The sequence below is a fragment of the Eubacterium sp. BIOML-A2 genome, from assembly GCF_009680135.1.
GTDB lineage: Bacteria > Bacillota > Clostridia > Lachnospirales > Lachnospiraceae > Faecalicatena > Faecalicatena contortus_B.
The window spans coordinates 168,293-182,336 of the sequence record NZ_WKZK01000001.1; the positions used below are offsets into that span (position 1 = coordinate 168,293).

Consider the following 14,044-nt stretch of genomic DNA (forward strand, 5'->3'; position numbering starts at 1 on the left):
TTAGCCTCCTATAGAATATTTCAGAATGGTCTCCGCATCCTGGAACTCTTCACTGCCCAATACTCCCGTAACTCGGCCCTCCCGCATGACTGCAACCCTGTCGCAGATTGACTGCAGTTCCGGTATTTCGGATGAAATAATAATGACAGATGCTCCCCGTTCTGAAATTTTCTCTATCAATGTATAAATCTCACTTTTTGCCCCCACATCTATCCCTCTGGTCGGTTCATCAAATATAAAGATATCCACCGGCATGTCTACAAATTTTGCCAGGACAACCTTCTGCTGGTTCCCGCCGCTTAATGCACCGGCCGGGCTTTCAATGCCGGGGCAGGAGAGCTGTAGCTCCTCCCGCAGTTTCTCCGCGCTTTCCACTTCTTTACTCTTATTCATAAATCCGGCTTTACTGAATCTTTTCAGCTTCGTAAGCGACGCATTCTGACGGATAGACAGATTCATGACAAGCCCCTGCTTTCTCCTCTCTTCCGGGATTAAGACCAGCCCTGCCGCCATGGATTCACGGATATTTTTAAACCTGACCCTGTTTCCTTTATAGGTAACTTCACCGCCCTTTATGGGATCAATGCCAAGCACCGCGCGTATCATCTCTGTACGCCCAGAGCCAACGAGTCCATAGAAGCCCAGGATTTCTCCTTTTTTCAAAGAAAAATGAACGTCCGCCACCATTTTTTCACATGACAGTCCCTCTACCTTCAGGATATCTTCCCCGAATTCTTTATGGTTCTTTTTGATATCCAGGCTTTCCGAGGATCTGTTTACCATCTCTTTAATCAGCTGGTCAACCGTGATATCGGCGGTCCGATGGGTTCCGATCGTCTGACCGTCGCGCAGTACCGTTATTTCGTCACAGATTTCAAAAATCTCTTCTAATTTATGGGATATGTAAATAATGGTTTTTCCAATGCTTCTCAAGTATTTCATGTACTCCAGAAATTCCTTGATTTCCTTAACGCCCAGCCTGGCGGTAGGTTCATCCATAATGATCACTTCCGCATCCAGCGACAGCACTTTTGCAATTACAAGCATTTGTTTATCTGAAACACTCAATTTACCCGCAGCCGTTCTTGGATCCAGATGAATCTTGAGTTCTTTCAGAATAGTTTCTGCTTCTTCAAACATTTTGCTGCGTGATACCAGGCCCGGCCCTTTTACCTGCTCACGCCCCAGATAAATGTTTTCGGCTACGGTAAAATAATCTACTAATGCCAGTTCCTGAGGCACAATCGCAAGCTTATGATCCTGAGCTTCTATCACAGACCTTATGTTCATTTCTTTTCCGAACAGATAAACGGACCCCTGTTCTTTCTTAATAATTCCGCAAAGTATCTTCATTAAGGTAGATTTTCCCGCCCCGTTCTCGCCAAGCAGGGCATGGATAGTCCCCTTTTTTATCTGCAGGTTTACGTCATGGAGTGCGCATATGCCATTGAAATATTTACTGATATTTCTCATTTCTACTGCCATTTCCTGCTCTGCCATATTTACTCCTTTCCGGCTTGAAACAGTTTTTGTATTTAAGTATTGGGCGCCTGCAAGCGCCCTTTACAATTTTTATTCGCTTTCTTTCAGATAGGACTCTGTTCTTTCAATCCATTCATCTACATTTTCCTCTGTAATCATAATAAATGGCATCTCATGGAACATCTTTACTTCCGCTCCGGAAGATAAATCAGCCACTGTCTGAATGACATCATCGGTCGTTGCCTCCAAATCAGCTACGGATGTCGCAATAATATATTTTCCGTCTTTTATCATACGGAGCACATCAATTTCTCCGTCGGCTCCTACAATTTTGATATCCTTCTTGCCCAGCGCTTCGCATGCCTGCGCCGCTCCCAGTGCCTCCAGGTCAAAGGTACACCAGATTGTCTTAACGTCCGGATTCTGCTGCAGTGCGCTTTCCACGCCGTTATAAGCAAGTTCCGTCGTTCCCGGGTAACCCGTTGTTACACGGTTTACCAGCTTGATATTCGCGTATTCTTTCAGCATTGCTTCCTGGACATTTACTCTTTCCCGGATAGCGGGATGGTCGTTATGCCCGGTTGCTATAATTTCACCCTCATACCCCATCTCTCCTGCCAGCATCATATACATTGCGGATGCCAGGGCAAAATCGTTTTTTGCAAAGTAAGCAGAAATACCCGGGATATATCCAGATTCTACACTGATTACGTAGACACCCTTTTCAGATGCCTCTTTTACCGCATTGGTCAGTCCTTCTGTATCGCCGTTCAAAACAACAATCACATTGCATCCCTGCTGCACCAGGTTCTCAATATCCGTGGACTGCTGGGTTGCCGTGCCGTTTGCATTGGTGGCAACGTATTCATAACCGGCTGCTTCTGCCTTATTCTGCATCATTTCAAATACCTGGCGGTTATTAATCGCATCCAGCGCATTGATGCTGATACCGACCTTAATATCACCGGAATCCAATACCTTAGCCGGCTCACCGGACTCATCTTTTGTCTCCTCTGTCTGTTCTGCTTTAGGTTCTGGCTGTTTTTCTTCCTTGCTTCCCCCGGAACATCCCGCAAGAAGTGCGGAACATACGATTACACTACTAAGTACAAATGCTAACAATCTTTTCTTTCTCATACATATTTCCTCCTATTTACCACATATCATCGGTTTCTCTGGCATCCACGTTACCGTTTCAAGATCATAACCTGCATATTCTTTCTTCTCGGGATAACTCCATGTATTTGCTTTGCTGGTGCAGAGCCCCATTTCCACAAATGCCTCTGCAAATTTTACGGCCGGCATAACCCCGTCTAGCACCGGAACCCCCAGTTCTTTCTTTATCTTTTCTACAAAATCAACAAACCCTGCACATCCAAGAAGAATACACTCCGCCTTATCCTCACTCACTGCAAGTCTGCTCTGATGCAGAAGCGCATCCAGTCCTCTTTGTGGGTTTTCTCCAAATTCCAGAACACTGAGTCCGGTGGAGCGGATGGATCTGCAGAATTTTTCTGCTCCATAATTGACAACCACATCCTCAGTCACCTTAATCGAACGATCCAGAACAGATACAATTGAAAAATACGGCGCAATTACTTTGGCAGCGGCAATGGCAGATTCTGCAATTCCTACCACCGGTTTGTCCGTGATTTCCCTTGCTGCCTGAAGGCCGGGATCTCCAAAGCATGCAATTACATACGCATCGGCCCCTTCCTGCTCCCCTTTCTGGACTTCCCGCAATACTCCGGGGATAGCCAGGTATTCGTCTACATAACACTCAATACTGTTTACACCGACAGTTGGGTTGACCGCATATATTTCAGTATCTTTGCGCACATACTTTTCTGCGCAGCTTTGAATGCTCTGAGTCATAGCAGCTGTCGTATTTGGATTGATCAGTTTTATTTTCATACTGCATCTCCCTCATTACTGCCGGTCAATCATTTGAATCGCATCCAGCAGTATATTACTTCCTTTTATGATATCTTCCGGCCTGCTTTCTTCCCTGATATTATGGCTGATTCCGCCCATACTCGGGATAAAGATCATTGCTGAAGGTGTGAATAATGCCATGTTTATCCCATCATGCCCCGCACCACTTGGCATATGGCAGAAGTTTGTTTTTCTTCCAAGGCAGCACTTTTGAAAAACATTCATCAATTCTCCATCCATGTTTGTGGCTTCCTGCCACAGAAAGTTTTCAATTGTAATACCCTCACTCTGAAACTCTGATTCAAATCTATGGATGGCTTTATTGATATCCTGCGTATCCATACATCTCAGTTCAATCATAAATTCCGCCAGCCCGGGGATTACATTGACTGCGCCGGGTTCCACCCGGATTTGCCCTATGGTGCATGTCATATCGGAGTTTATATCCCGGGCGATATCCATCATTCCCGTAATCATCGGGGCTGCTTTTACCAGAGCATCATCGCGCAGATTCATCGGAGTACTGCCGGCATGATTGGTTTTACCTGCAACAGTCACCCTGTATCGGGCAATCCCTACGATGCCCTGTACAATCCCAATGGGTATCTGCTCTTGCTCCAGCCGACCTCCCTGTTCAATATGTAATTCCAGATAGCATCTGTAATCTTCCGGATTCCGCCTGGCATTTAGGATATCCGTTTCCGTAATATTGTACCCGACTGCCTTTTGCAGCGAATCTGTTTCCTGCGGCTGTCCGGTGAACGCCTTACTTCCAAATGTGCCGCCAACCACATTCCCCTCTTCCTCGGTAAATGCAATCACTTCTATGCTGTGTCTGCTGCGGTATCCGGCTGATTTTAATGCCCTTACTGCTTCAATCCCGGCCAGAACGCCCAGGGCTCCATCATAGATTCCGCCTCCCGGTACTGTATCAATATGGGAGCCTATGGATATAATTTTTTCGGTTTCCCCTTTCAGCACACCGGTAAGATTACCGACTTCATCAACCCTTGCTGACATCCCGGTACTTTCCATCAGCTGCTTCACATAATCCCGACCCTGGTTGAATGTTTCGGAGTATGCCATTCGGCTGGTTCCAACGCCCTCTTTATATCCTATATTCCCAAGTTCTGTGAGCTCCCTGAGGAGCCTGTCGCCATTAATGTCCATTCAGGTTACCTCCCGGCTGTTAAAGGGTTTTTACAAATTCTTCGATTAAATCCATGCCTCTTTCAATCGCTTCCAGAGAAGTTGCATAAGACAGCCTGATATATCCTTCTCCGCCTTCGCCAAAAGCAGTTCCCGGAACTACCACCACCTGTTTTTCTTCTAAAAGCCTGTCTGCAAACTCTTCTGATGTCAAAGGAAGATTCCTGATATTCACAAACGCATAGAAGGTACCTTTTGGCGCCCTGCAGGATATGCCGGGAATTGCATTCAGCCTTGCCACCATCACATCGCGCCTTTCCTTATACTTCCCCACCATATATTCCTTGTAATCCTGCGGGCCGTTCAAAGCTTCCAGGGCCGCATACTGGCTGGGCATAGCTGCGCATGCCGCCACATTTTCCTGCAGTTTCGTGATATTGCTTATCACCTCTTCCGGTCCTGCGGCATATCCCACTCTCCACCCTGTCATGGCATACCCTTTTGAGAAACTGTTAATCACAATGGTACGTTCTTTCATTCCTTCCACGGATGCAATGGAGGGAGCTTTCGTTCCATCATAAACAATGGTTTTGTATACCTCATCCGAGATCACCGCAAGCCCGTGCTTTTTGGCTGTCTGTGCAATTGCTTCCAGGCTCTGCATATCAAGCACTCCTCCGGTCGGATTGGAAGGGGAATTTAATATGACCGCTTTGGTCTTCTCCGTAATCGCCTTCTCCAGATCATTAACATCCAGCATAAAGTTATTCTCTTCTCTGCATATAACGAATACAGGAACCCCATCACACATCTTTACCTGCTGTACATAATTCGTCCAGTAAGGCTCACATATAATGACCTCATCCCCCGGATTGATGAGTACCTTCAGTGAAAGATACAAAGCCCCCATGGCCCCTACTGTTACCGTAATCTCACGATCCGCATCATAGTTCTGCCCAGTCTCTTTATTTAGGGCTTCACCAATCGCTTTTCTAAGCGGAAGCAGCCCTGCATTTGCGGAATATTTTGTATATCCCTGCCGGATGGCCCGGCATCCGGCATCTACCACATTTTCGGAAGCTGTAAAATCCGGCTCCCCCAATGTAAAACTAATTACATTATCATACAGCAATGCTTTATTAAACATCTTCCGTATGGAGGATGGTTTTATACCTTGCGTATTTCTGGATATTTCCATATGATTCCTCCTTTGTCCCGCATTGTGAAACACCATCTCATTTTTAGGTAATAAGTGTAAAATGCAGGACTTGCATTTCATATAATGAATCGCGATTTCATTTTTTAACATTATAGCATTGCAATTGTGCATATTCAACATTTATTATCTGTTTTATTTCGTTTTAATTATATTTTTATACTAATTTTTATCATTCACCAAATTTTATTAGTGAATTTTTACCATTATTTATACTATTTAAGACTTTTAATATGTTTATCTTGACGAACTTTTTTTATTTCTTCTTATTTTAGCTTGCGTTTTTTAAGTTTTATAAAAGAGAGAGCCTGAAATATTTACTAAACAGCCTTATCTTCGTAAAAACGGACAAAAAAAAGGGCCATACCCTTTTTTCTTTTTCCTCAGCTATTCTATTTTCCCCAATAAATCTGTAAATGAAAAGGCGCATTACATAAAATGTAATACGCCCTAACATAGTTCAATCCAAGTCTGATGCTGTATATTCCGGAACTCCTGTCATGCTCTGCATGGATGCCTGATCCGATGTCTCTTCAAGATGCCTTAACTGATGTCTGTACCTGATGTCTGTCCTGCTGTCTTACCCGATGTCTGTCCAAAATGTCCTGTCCGGAGATCTTAAAAGAAAAAGGGCCGCCTCTAAATGCGACGCCTTTGTCTGCCTGGTTTTCTTGAACTTGTAATTTATTCTATACTTTCCTTCCCAAATCGTCAATGTTACAATTTTCTAAAATTCAGGTGGAAATTTTTAATCTCTCTGTCTATGTTGACTAATTCTTAACAATATGATTATTTCTGACGTTCCAAATAATTGTAAATCTCCCGTTTCTGAACTCCACGGTCTTTTGCTACCGTCTTCATAGCCTCTTTTTTTGCCATTCCCCGGGAAGTATAATATTCCATATGTGCCTCAATGCTCATCTCTTCCCATTTTTCCTGTTCTTCACGGACAGCCTCACTGCGGCTGCGGCCCTCAACCACAAGCACACATTCCCCCTTTGGCTCATGCTCCCCATAATACAAAGCAGCCTCCTCAAGGGTCGTAGTAAATGCAGTCTCATACTTTTTCGTCAGCTCTCTGCAGACGGTAATCCGTCTGTTCCCCAGACGCTCCAGAAGAAGCTTCAGCGTCTTCACAAGCCTGTGCGGCGCCTCATACAAAATAATCGTCCGAAACTCTCCCTCCAGTTCTTCCAGCACCCACTCCCTCTCCTTCTTGTCCGTGGGAAGAAAAGCTTCAAAAGCAAACCTCCTGGTAGACAGACCGGATATTGTCAGCGCCGTAATGCAAGCCGACGCACCCGGAAGAGAGGTCACTGTTATCCCTGCTTCGCAGCACATCCGGACAAGTTCCTCTCCCGGATCTGAGATCCCGGGTGTTCCCGCATCTGTAATCAGCGCAATATTCTGGCCGTCCAGCAGCTTTTCCACAAGTTTTCGGCCCTTCTCAAACTTATTATATTCATGGTAGCTAGTCATAGGAGTCCGGATCTCAAAATGATTCAGCAGTCTGATACTATTGCGTGTATCTTCCGCCGCGATCAGATCCGCCTCCTTCAGAGTCCGGATCACCCGAAACGTCATATCCTCAAGATTTCCGATCGGGGTAGCGCATAAGTATAATATTCCTGACATAACTCCTCCTTATCAGCCACAGATATCCCACCCGCTGTCTATTGGTAACCGTTCGGGCAAGTCTGAACGGTTACATCTATTTGTACATAATAACAGGAGGTTCGATTTTTACCCTGGACTTTCCGCCCTTGATTCCTTCAATCAGAACCATCGTCGGCTCTTTATCCACATACGGGTGGATAAACTGGATACGCTTCGGTTCGATCTTATACTGATTCATCTTGATAATAATCTCTGCAAGACGAAACGGTTTGTGAATCATATAAAATCTACCTTTGCTCTCCTGCAGCAGCTTCCCGCTCTCCCGCAGTATATCATCCAGCGTACAGAGCACCTCATGCCTGGCAATGGCTTTGGCATCCCCGGGATTCTGAAGTCCGTGCTCCGCCAGCATATACGGGGGGTTTGTCACGATAACATCAAAAAAGGCAGGCCGAAATATCTCCGCTGCCTCTTTGATATCTCCTGTTACAATATCAATCCGGTCTCCCAGCCGGTTGTGCTCCACACTTCGCACCGCCATATCTGCGCTTTCCGCCTGTATCTCCAGCCCCGTAAAATGCTTTCCCTGCGTCTTTGCCGCGAGGAGAATGGGCAGGATACCCGTCCCAGTCCCCAAATCCAGAACCGTCTCCTCTTTTTTTACTCTTACAAAATCGGAGAGCAGAACGGCATCGATCCCAAAACAGAACCTCTCCGGATTCTGAATAATCTCATATCCGTCCAGCTGGAGATCATCCAGCCTCTCTCCCGGTCTTAACTTAGTTGTCATCTAACTTCGATGCTCCTTCACCTTTTTCCAGCGCGGCCAGCTTCTTCATCTCTTCCTTGGACACCTTTGCCTTTTTACGCCGCGGCCTGAACTTCAGTTCCTCCGCTCTGTATTCCCGTATCTCTTTTTCATCGTTTTCCAGCACCACTATAACCTTTACAAGCTTCCGCAGTACGCTCAGTGAGTGAACCGTTCCTGAAAGCCCCTCCGGCGTTGTAACGGTATCTCCCAAAGTAGGAAGCTGGCTGTTCAGCTCCTCGTATGTCTCTTCCTCGTTGGTCAGGCAGCACATCAAACGGCCGCAAACGCCCGATATCTTCGTCGGATTCAGGGACAGATTCTGCTCCTTCGCCATCTTGATAGAAACTGCAGCAAATTCAGATAAATAAGTATTGCAACACAAAGGTCTCCCGCATATGCCGATTCCTCCGCGGATCTTTGTCTCATCCCTCACACCGATTTGACGGAGTTCGATCCTGGTTCTGAATACTGCTGCCAGATCCTTTACCAGCTCCCTGAAATCGATCCTGCCATCCGCCGTAAAATAAAACAGCACTTTATTATTGTCAAATGTATATTCAGCATCAATCAGTTTCATATCCAGGCCGTGCTTGCGGATCTTCTCCAGACATATCTTAAAGGCATCTTTTTCCTTCTCACGGTTCTTCTCCTCTACTTTGCGGTCCTGCTCAGTAGCCACACGGATCACCGACTTCAGCGGCTGCACAACTTCCTCGTCCTTCACCTCTTTTGGTCCGCTTACAACACGCCCGTATTCTACGCCTCTCGCTGTCTCAACAATTACATTGTCACCCTGTGTGATATCAAACTTCCCCGGTGCAAAGAAGTATATCTTTCCTGCAGTGCGGAATCTCACACCTATTACTTTCGTCATCCCGTTAATTCTCCTTTATTGTCAATAAAAGCAATTCCATAGTCAATTCAAAGTTTACATTCGCCTTCAGGCGGGACTTTGCCTTTTCCAGTGCATCCAGAATAATCTCGATTCCCTCATAAGAACTCTTGCTCGCCCGTTCTTTAATATACTTCAGCTGATCCGAAAATACAACCCTGTCCACATTTCTGGTTGCCTTATAAATAAGCACATCCCTGTACCATACTGCGATCACATCCATGTAATCCGTGATCTCCAGCTTATAAGACATGCATCTCTTCACTGCCTCGATCAGTTCATTCAAATCCAAATCATTGATATTTCTCAGCAAATGAACCGCTTCTTCCTTAATCTCGTTAAAATGTTCCGAAGTGGCCAGCATAATGGCCTTTCCCATATTGCCCTGAGCAAACGCCACACAGACATCCGCTTTATAATCCGGCACCTGCATCTGTTCCATCAAATACTTTTTCACAAGCTGGTCCTTAATATTCCGCAGCTTGAGCATCACACATCTGGACCTGATTGTGGGAAGCAGCGTCTCCGCATTCTCCGTAAGCAGCATAATAACCGCATATTCCGGCGGCTCTTCAATCGTCTTAAGAATCGCGTTCTGGGCCTGTACGCTCATCATATCCGCATCTGCTATAATATAAATCTTATATCTGCTGCTGTATGGTTTGATCACAATATCATTATTTACCTGTTCACGGATATCGTCGATGCTGATCGTATTGGGTTTCTCATGCGTAACCTTAATGATATCCGGCTGATTCTGATTCAGCGCCTGTTTGCAGGACTGGCATTTGCCGCAGGCATCTCCGTCTTCCTCCCGGTTCCGGCACTGCAGGCTCATCGCAAATAAATTAGCAAGCAGCTTCTTGCCTGCCCCTTTTTCCCCATTCATTATATATGCATGTGAGACCTTGTCCGTCTTCACTGCATTGCCTATATATTGTATAATATTTTTGTGTCCGACTACATCCTTAAAACCGCTCATTACATCACCTGCTGCCTCTCCGTATTCCTTTGTAAGTTACCATCTGGTTACTGTACTTGTTCAAAGTATGAACAGTTACGTTTATTGTACAATAGGTTTCTTACAAAGTTGTGAACTACTCATTAAGTATATCATAAATTTTCATGAAGATATAGCCCATAAATACGGGATTTCTTCGAGAATTTATCACTGGTTACTGTTCACACCCTATGGGTGTGCACAGTAACGGCATCTGCCCATTTAAAGTCGCCTACGGCGAAGGGCAGATGCCCCGAGACCATCACTTCATCGGCTCCGATGCCGTGCAGCGAGGTGCACGGCACGGTCTGAACAGTAACTATCACTACCCTATCACAGTCAATTAATTTATTATCGAATTATTTTTTAAGAAACAACTTTCAGCACAGTGAGTCCGTAAAACACTTTTCAATGTCCTTAAAACGCCCCAAAATCAAAAAAATAAAGGGAAAGGTGATTTCCCTCCGCCTGACTGCTGTTTTGTCCCAAATAGGGCATGAAATGTTTTTTGAATCATCACTCTTTTTTCTATTTTTCACTCATAATTTATCTCCGATCCGGACATCCTATACTGAGGTGAGAATATGGCATCTTATATAGCACCGGAACTCCGGGACAAGTTTGAATCATTACCGATCAACTTGAAAGACTGTATACTCGAAAGAAATGTCCAATTAAAGAACATTCACGACCTGATTCGTGTACTCGAGGATATAGTAGCAGAGGGAGAAGCAGAGTAATCTGTTTCTCCCTCTTTGTATAAATAAACTATCCCTCATCCATCTCTCTCTCCAGATACATCTGTATTTCCTGAATACATTCTTCCATATTATTATTTTGAAACCGCCTTATAATTCCTGCATTTTCCAGGTTTTCTTCTGAAAAATCTTCCTGGTCTGCCAGAAACCGTCTGCACATCTCGGAATACTTAGGCTCACTTTGCTGCTGCTCTCTCATAAGCGCCCTTGAGAGCCTTTCCCCGTCCTCCACTTCTATATAAACAGGTACCAGCCTGTCCTTCCCAAAATACAGGCGCATTTCCTCATAAGACTGCAGCGTCCCAATGACAATATAGTCATATTTTTCCAGATCTATCTGCCCGTCGTCTGCCGTAAAATACTTCCATACGCCGCATTTTGTATGATAGGCTCTCATCTCAATGACAGCCCCCTGCTTCTCCAGACTTTCCAGCTTTGCCTCATCAGTGAAATAATACTCCACCCCATCCGTTTCCCCTGCCCGGATCGGCCTTGTCGTATATAGAATAATCGTTCTGAACTGAGGCAGTATCTCCTTCAATTTTTTAAAAATAGTATCTTTTCCGGAGGAACTTTTTCCCATAATGTAACATATCTTACCCATTGATCAACACCTCAATTTTTCCTTCTTCTTTCAAACCTTCCACAGAAAATCCCAGATTCCGGTATTTTTCAAGTAAAGCGGCTGCTTCTTCAGAAATCTCTTCCCCGGGAACAATTAACGGAATCCCAGGAGGATAAATATAAGCATATTCTGATGAAACTCTACCAACAGATTTTCCCCATTCCAGGCTTTGGGTTCTACGGCCGCTTCCTCTTCCCACAGCTTCTTTTGTCTCTGCACTCGTATATATCTGCCTAAGCGGAGGAAGTGCAAAATCTGCAGACACCCCTTTTTCAGCTGACAGGCCCGCATCAATTTCCAGCAGCGCATCTGTGAGGCGCTTCATGCCCTCTTTTGTGTCTCCCATCGAAGTCATGGCAATCACATAAGACCCGGCCGCCATCTCCAGCTGCAGATGGTATCGCTCCAAAAGAGTCATATAGAGCTGCCGTCCCGTTATACCAGTCCCTTTTACTGAAATCACTATCTTAGATTTATCATATACTTCTGTTTCAAGTAGTTTCAAACAATTTAATTTTCGCATCAATTCACGTGACTGCTTTAATAACACTGCATATTTATCAAGATACGTATGCCCTTCATAGGACATCATCTCAACGCATACATCTATACCTGCCATCAGTACATAGGAAGGACTGCTCGTCTGCAGCATATGCAGATACTGCGTGATCTCCCCACTGATATCCAGATTTTCTTTTAAATTCTTATTTTCATTGATATGGATTAAGGCTGTCTGTGTCAGTGCAGGAAGAGTTTTATGAAGGCTGTGTATAACCACATCGGCCCCAAGGGATACTGAATTTTTCGGAAAATATGGATGAAACCCCAGATGGGCTCCATGAGCCTCATCGACAATCAAAGGAATCCCCTTCCTGTGAACCACAGCCGCAATAGATTTTATATCCGATACAACTCCGTCATATGTTGGAGACGTAATTACCACCGCCTTGATATCCACATACTTATCCAAGGCATTTTCTACATCCTCTGATTTAACAGGTCCGTTTAATTCCATATCTGTATAAAATTGCGGGTAAATATATACTGGTCTCAGTTCATGCATTAAAACTGCATGGTAAACTGATTTGTGGCAGTTTCTCGCCATTAAGATTCTGTCCCCTTTTGCCGTACACCCCATTACAGCGCTCAAGATCCCTGTTGTACTGCCATTAATCAGGTAATGTGTCTCTAAAGAATGGTACAATGCAGCAGCACGCTCTTCTGCCTCCTTTAAAATACCTCTTGCATGGTGCAGATCATCAAATCCTTCTATCTCTGTAATATCGATTGAATACGGCAGATCACAACCTGTCAGGATTCCTTTCCGCTTGTGCCCCGGCATATGAAATCCATAATAATCAGAACGGCTGTATTCCCGCAATTTTTTATATAAATTGTCCATTCATACTCCTATACTCCGGCTAACGCCGTAAATTCCATTTCTACGTCTAATTTTTCCGTCCAATAACCCTCTTATATGGTACCATAAAATAAGGGATAACCACAATCTTTTTAGCTGTCTTGGGAGAATGAAACCAATGCGCGCCCGCAGATTGTGGATAATTACAATCTGCATAAAAACTAAAATACCGCAAACCCTCTGTATTTTAAGGATTTGCGGCATTTTTTTGAATGAGCGTGCGGGGATTCGAACCCCGGACAACTTGATTAAAAGTCAAGTGCTCTACCACCTGAGCTACACGCCCCTATTAAGTTGTCTTTCTTTTTGGCAAAGAAAATGCCCAGAGCCGGAATCGAACCAGCGACACGAGGATTTTCAGTCCTCTGCTCTACCAACTGAGCTATCTGGGCATTAGACTTAAAAAGTCTGAGTTGCGGGGGCAGGATTTGAACCTACGACCTTCGGGTTATGAGCCCGACGAGCTTCCAGACTGCTCCACCCCGCGCTATTAAATTTTTCTTATCTCTAATGAGATAAAGCCGATGATCGGACTCGAACCGATAACCTGCTGATTACAAATCAGCTGCTCTGCCAATTGAGCCACATCGGCATAATTACATCCTCTCAGAGCAACTGATTTGTAATCAGAACTCTGCCTGCGATTGACATAGTCAATCTTAATGAATTGAGCCACATCAGCACTCACCTTACGGCTTATGAGAATTACTTCTCAAGTGGATGGAGAAGGATTCGAACCTTCGAAGGCGTCGCCAACAGATTTACAGTCTGCCCCCTTTGGCCACTCGGGAATCCATCCATTCTTGTTAAGTGGGACCTATAGGGCTCGAACCTATGACCCTCTGCTTGTAAGGCAGATGCTCTCCCAGCTGAGCTAAGATCCCACAAAATTAATGCTATTTACCAAATTAAAAGCCTATACGGTAAATAAGCAACGACCCAGAAGAGACTCGAACTCTCGACCTCCGCCGTGACAGGGCGGCGCTCTAACCAACTGAGCCACTGGGCCATATGAAGATATGTATCTTCAAAGCTGCATACAAAGAATTAAATCCATCCATTTCCTATCACCTTGCTTGGTTATGCCCTCGACCTATTAGTAACAGTCAGCTCCATATGTTGCCATACTTCCACCTCTG

12 protein-coding genes and 7 tRNA genes are annotated in these 14,044 nt (G+C 44.8%); 1 reads left to right on the forward strand and 18 read right to left on the reverse strand.

Going from position 1 to position 14,044, the window contains the following annotated elements; translation table 11 throughout:
* The 9 genes from GKG43_RS00675 to GKG43_RS00715 all read right to left on the reverse strand — a co-directional run bounded on the left by GKG43_RS00675 (position 1) and on the right by GKG43_RS00715 (position 10,084).
* Entirely contained in the window at positions 1-1,500 is a 1,500-nt protein-coding gene (locus tag GKG43_RS00675) for a sugar ABC transporter ATP-binding protein (RefSeq protein WP_129878319.1), read from the reverse strand.
* A gap of 72 nt (positions 1,501-1,572) precedes the next feature.
* Positions 1,573-2,619, reverse strand: a complete 1,047-nt coding sequence (locus GKG43_RS00680; RefSeq protein ID WP_129878321.1) for a sugar ABC transporter substrate-binding protein — start codon at positions 2,617-2,619, stop codon at positions 1,573-1,575.
* 12 nt (positions 2,620-2,631) lie between these two features.
* Positions 2,632-3,396: an aspartate/glutamate racemase family protein gene (locus GKG43_RS00685; protein WP_129878323.1), complete on the reverse strand. Its 765-nt coding sequence runs from the start codon at positions 3,394-3,396 to the stop codon at positions 2,632-2,634.
* Between the two features lie 15 nt (positions 3,397-3,411).
* Positions 3,412-4,587, reverse strand: a complete 1,176-nt coding sequence (locus tag GKG43_RS00690; protein ID WP_129878325.1) for a M20 family metallo-hydrolase — start codon at positions 4,585-4,587, stop codon at positions 3,412-3,414.
* 19 nt (positions 4,588-4,606) lie between these two features.
* Positions 4,607-5,764, reverse strand: coding sequence for a pyridoxal phosphate-dependent aminotransferase (locus GKG43_RS00695; RefSeq protein ID WP_129878327.1), 1,158 nt, complete (start codon positions 5,762-5,764; stop codon positions 4,607-4,609).
* Between the two features lie 807 nt (positions 5,765-6,571).
* Positions 6,572-7,417 carry a 16S rRNA (cytidine(1402)-2'-O)-methyltransferase gene (gene rsmI, locus GKG43_RS00700; protein WP_050639250.1) on the reverse strand — a complete coding sequence of 282 codons (846 nt, stop codon included), beginning with the start codon at positions 7,415-7,417 and terminating at the stop codon, positions 6,572-6,574.
* Between the two features lie 76 nt (positions 7,418-7,493).
* Positions 7,494-8,189, reverse strand: a complete 696-nt coding sequence (locus GKG43_RS00705) for a tRNA1(Val) (adenine(37)-N6)-methyltransferase (protein WP_050639249.1) — start codon at positions 8,187-8,189, stop codon at positions 7,494-7,496.
* Positions 8,179-9,084: a stage 0 sporulation family protein gene (locus GKG43_RS00710; RefSeq protein WP_050639248.1), complete on the reverse strand. Its 906-nt coding sequence runs from the start codon at positions 9,082-9,084 to the stop codon at positions 8,179-8,181. The genes GKG43_RS00705 and GKG43_RS00710 overlap by 11 nt, the downstream gene beginning before the upstream one ends.
* A gap of 4 nt (positions 9,085-9,088) precedes the next feature.
* Complete coding sequence (locus GKG43_RS00715) at positions 9,089-10,084, reverse strand: DNA polymerase III subunit delta' C-terminal domain-containing protein (RefSeq protein WP_050639247.1); 996 nt, start codon at positions 10,082-10,084, stop codon at positions 9,089-9,091.
* A gap of 602 nt (positions 10,085-10,686) precedes the next feature.
* Here GKG43_RS00715 and GKG43_RS22850 point away from each other — a divergent pair.
* Positions 10,687-10,842 carry a hypothetical protein gene (locus GKG43_RS22850; protein ID WP_025653901.1) on the forward strand — a complete coding sequence of 52 codons (156 nt, stop codon included), beginning with the start codon at positions 10,687-10,689 and terminating at the stop codon, positions 10,840-10,842.
* A 28-nt stretch (positions 10,843-10,870) separates the two neighbouring features.
* On the opposite strand, the gene GKG43_RS00720 is transcribed toward GKG43_RS22850, so the two are convergent.
* From GKG43_RS00720 to GKG43_RS00760, 9 genes are all read right to left on the reverse strand, one after another.
* The gene (locus tag GKG43_RS00720; RefSeq protein ID WP_055151131.1) at positions 10,871-11,464 is read right to left on the reverse strand and encodes a guanylate kinase; all 594 of its coding nucleotides are present in this window, start codon (positions 11,462-11,464) and stop codon (positions 10,871-10,873) included.
* Entirely contained in the window at positions 11,457-12,887 is a 1,431-nt protein-coding gene (locus tag GKG43_RS00725; RefSeq protein ID WP_055151134.1) for an aminotransferase class I/II-fold pyridoxal phosphate-dependent enzyme, read from the reverse strand. The genes GKG43_RS00720 and GKG43_RS00725 overlap by 8 nt, the downstream gene beginning before the upstream one ends.
* A gap of 231 nt (positions 12,888-13,118) precedes the next feature.
* A tRNA-Lys gene (locus GKG43_RS00730) sits at positions 13,119-13,191 on the reverse strand.
* Between the two features lie 33 nt (positions 13,192-13,224).
* Positions 13,225-13,297 (reverse strand) — tRNA-Phe (locus GKG43_RS00735).
* 21 nt (positions 13,298-13,318) lie between these two features.
* Positions 13,319-13,392 (reverse strand) — tRNA-Met (locus tag GKG43_RS00740).
* A 32-nt stretch (positions 13,393-13,424) separates the two neighbouring features.
* Positions 13,425-13,497 (reverse strand) — tRNA-Thr (locus GKG43_RS00745).
* Positions 13,498-13,622: 125 nt separating this feature from the next.
* A tRNA-Tyr gene (locus GKG43_RS00750) sits at positions 13,623-13,704 on the reverse strand.
* A gap of 12 nt (positions 13,705-13,716) precedes the next feature.
* Positions 13,717-13,789: transfer RNA gene (locus tag GKG43_RS00755), tRNA-Val, on the reverse strand.
* A gap of 51 nt (positions 13,790-13,840) precedes the next feature.
* Positions 13,841-13,914, reverse strand: a tRNA-Asp gene (locus tag GKG43_RS00760).
* Between the last annotated feature and the right edge of the window lie 130 nt (positions 13,915-14,044).

Coding starts and splice junctions, on each gene's coding strand:
- GKG43_RS00675 (WP_129878319.1), bottom strand. CDS start 1,500: ATGGCAGAGCAGGAAATGGCAGTAGAAATGAGAAATATCAGTAAATAT.
- GKG43_RS00680 (WP_129878321.1), bottom strand. CDS start 2,619: ATGAGAAAGAAAAGATTGTTAGCATTTGTACTTAGTAGTGTAATCGTA.
- GKG43_RS00685 (WP_129878323.1), bottom strand. CDS start 3,396: ATGAAAATAAAACTGATCAATCCAAATACGACAGCTGCTATGACTCAG.
- GKG43_RS00690 (WP_129878325.1), bottom strand. CDS start 4,587: ATGGACATTAATGGCGACAGGCTCCTCAGGGAGCTCACAGAACTTGGG.
- GKG43_RS00695 (WP_129878327.1), bottom strand. CDS start 5,764: ATGGAAATATCCAGAAATACGCAAGGTATAAAACCATCCTCCATACGG.
- rsmI (WP_050639250.1), bottom strand. CDS start 7,417: ATGTCAGGAATATTATACTTATGCGCTACCCCGATCGGAAATCTTGAG.
- GKG43_RS00705 (WP_050639249.1), bottom strand. CDS start 8,189: ATGACAACTAAGTTAAGACCGGGAGAGAGGCTGGATGATCTCCAGCTG.
- GKG43_RS00710 (WP_050639248.1), bottom strand. CDS start 9,084: ATGACGAAAGTAATAGGTGTGAGATTCCGCACTGCAGGAAAGATATAC.
- GKG43_RS00715 (WP_050639247.1), bottom strand. CDS start 10,084: ATGAGCGGTTTTAAGGATGTAGTCGGACACAAAAATATTATACAATAT.
- GKG43_RS22850 (WP_025653901.1), top strand. CDS start 10,687: ATGGCATCTTATATAGCACCGGAACTCCGGGACAAGTTTGAATCATTA.
- GKG43_RS00720 (WP_055151131.1), bottom strand. CDS start 11,464: ATGGGTAAGATATGTTACATTATGGGAAAAAGTTCCTCCGGAAAAGAT.
- GKG43_RS00725 (WP_055151134.1), bottom strand. CDS start 12,887: ATGGACAATTTATATAAAAAATTGCGGGAATACAGCCGTTCTGATTAT.